1 protein-coding gene and 1 pseudogene are annotated in these 2,543 nt (G+C 42.9%); both read right to left on the reverse strand.

Translation table 11 applies throughout. The features are described 5' to 3' along the window. Nucleotides 1-190: 190 nt before the first annotated feature. Nucleotides 191-1,816, reverse strand: coding sequence for an IS66 family transposase (tnpC, locus tag FYJ57_RS14900; protein WP_154433263.1), 1,626 nt, complete (start codon nt 1,814-1,816; stop codon nt 191-193). A 287-nt stretch (nt 1,817-2,103) separates the two neighbouring features. Continuing rightward, nucleotides 2,104-2,409: pseudogene (tnpB, locus tag FYJ57_RS14905) on the reverse strand (IS66 family insertion sequence element accessory protein TnpB); the annotation flags it as partial. Between the last annotated feature and the right edge of the window lie 134 nt (nt 2,410-2,543).

Consider the following 2,543-nt stretch of genomic DNA (forward strand, 5'->3'; position numbering starts at 1 on the left):
TTCTTCCGTATATTTCTGACACATAGAAACCGCCTTTCTTATAGTCTGATTATACCAGAATTACTCAAATTAAGCCAATTAGACACTCCTGGGGTTTCAGCATTTTGCCATGCTTTATGACATCGATGTAAACGCTCAATAGCGAGTACCGTAAAAATTTAAGAGCCGCCAAAATTGGCGGCCCTGGTTATCAGTTCTTTCGGATTCCGTCCGGTAGTTTTGGAGACCAAGGTAAAAGATCATCCAAGAAAGACCGGTCGGTATCTTCCATATGTTTCGGAATCTCTTCTAAAAGATACACGAAATAATCATACGGTTTTAGGTTGTTTGCCTTTGCTGTTTCCGCAATACTGTAAATAATTGCGGATGAATGGGCACCGTTGATCGTGTCAATCATCTGCCAGTTTTTCTTGCCAATGCAGAAACCGCGGATTGCTCGCTCAGATGCATTGTTGTCCAGTGGAACTTCACCATCTTCCAGAAAAACACGTAGGTATTTTTCCTGATTTAATATATATGTGTAAGCTTTGCGAAGTTGCCCTGTGGAGGGAACAGCAGCTTCCTGCTCTTTGAGGTACACAAATAAGGCATCAACCAATGGTTTTATAACCAGTTGTCGCTGCACAAGTCTCTCATCAGATGGGATTTCTTTCAGTTTATCCTCTTCGCGATAGATTGCCTGGATCTGTTTCATGACTAAGTAGGCATTCGATTTATTGCGCTGATCCTTTGGCACAACGTTCATCGCTTCATCGAATTTTCGTCTGGCATGAACCCAGCAGCCTGCAATCCGCAGATCTTCGCGTTCTTTTTCTACCTTGTGGTAGACCTGATAACCATCCGTCACGCAGATGCCGGAATAGTTCTTCAGGAAGTCCCTTGGATGGGAACTGTTACGGGTTTTGTGGTAATCGTACAGGACAATCTGCTTGTCTTTGTACAGATGCCCGGAGCGGTACACCCACATCCAGCTTTTGGATCCTGCAGGACGACCATCCTTGTTTACCAAAACAGGAGTTTCATCAGCCTGGATGACATGATAGTCATACAGTTTTTGATGGAGATAGTCGTATAGGATTGCCAGATAACTTTCGCCCAATCGAATCATCCAGTTCGCCATGTTTTGACGGGTGATGGTCAGACCATAACGGGAAAACTCCTGTTCCAAACGATAGAGAGGGACTGCATTGACATACTTTCCATTTATAATCGCACCTGCAAGTGTTGGAGAAACCAGACTTCCATGAAGTAATGCCTGTGGATGCTCAGCTTTGATAATACGTCCATCTTTCTTTCCGGCATACACGCCAACATGATGTTCATCCACTTCAACCCGTGCAGGAATGAAATGGTAACGCCTGGAGATTGCATCTGGAAGCTGTTTCCAGCCGTTTTCACCAAACTCAGCCACCAGTTCATTCTCTGTCATGTAGTGAGTGATGATGTTTACCGGAAGACCTGACAGATCAGTCTCCTTTTTACCGACAGACTTTGGTTTGCGGGCTGGCACTGGTTCCAGTGTTTCTGGTTCTTCAGCGTCCAGATCAGATACGGCTTCCGCTTCGTTGAAGAAAACGATGGTTCCATCCACTTCCATGAAACAGATCTGATTGGCATCAGACATCTTTTCAGAAGATCTGCCAAATCTGTTCTTGTTGGAAAGAGTCACCTGTTCAATGAGAAGTTCGATTTTCCGGTTCAGATCTCGAATCTCTCCTGAAAGGTTTTCATTCTGCTCCTGGAGTTGGAGGAATAACTCTACGATAAAAGACTTATCCAATGTATTCAGTTGTTCTTCGGTGAATTTAAATGCCATTGCCTAAGCTCCTTTTATTTCTGAGGCCATTATAGCAGAAAAGGAAAGATATGGCCAATTCACCTGCGTTTGTTATTCGTCATTATGACGGTGGATAACAATGCTAAAGATCCATGAAAAAACTGGGTGTTTAACACTGTTATCCACAGGCACCAGGCAACAGACACGGACATCAACAAATGTTTTTGGCGCTGAAAGAACTACTGTGGATAACGATAGTAAATATGTATTTTCCGAGTTTTTATTGACTGGAAAAGGAACCATGAATTTCTACGAATTGCACAAAACTACATGGCTTTGGGAGGATCTATTAATTCCTCTATCGGACGTTTGGCAACGATTTCCAGTCCCTGCATCAACATCCGGTACTGTTCGGGAGAAATTTCCATTGCTTCTTCTTTGGTCCGTGGCCAACTGAATCCGCCAACATTTAGTCGCTTATAAAGGAGCAGGAATCCATCTCCTTCCCAGACAAGACCCTTAATCCTGTCAGTACGTTTACCACAAAAAAGAAACAGGATATTTTTCTGGAAAGGATCCAGTTCGAATTTATATTTGATAGTGGATGCCAAACCGTCAATTCCACGCCTTAAATCGGTGTAGCCAGCTTATCCTAACATTCGGATAAACAGGCTTATCCTCAGAGTATTTTTATCCTCATCTTTTCTGGATATAGCGATATTTACTCTCTTCTTCGCAAAAAAGATGAGGATAACATATTTTATGT

The organism is Oliverpabstia intestinalis, assembly GCF_009696065.1.
GTDB classification, from domain to species: domain Bacteria; phylum Bacillota; class Clostridia; order Lachnospirales; family Lachnospiraceae; genus Oliverpabstia; species Oliverpabstia intestinalis.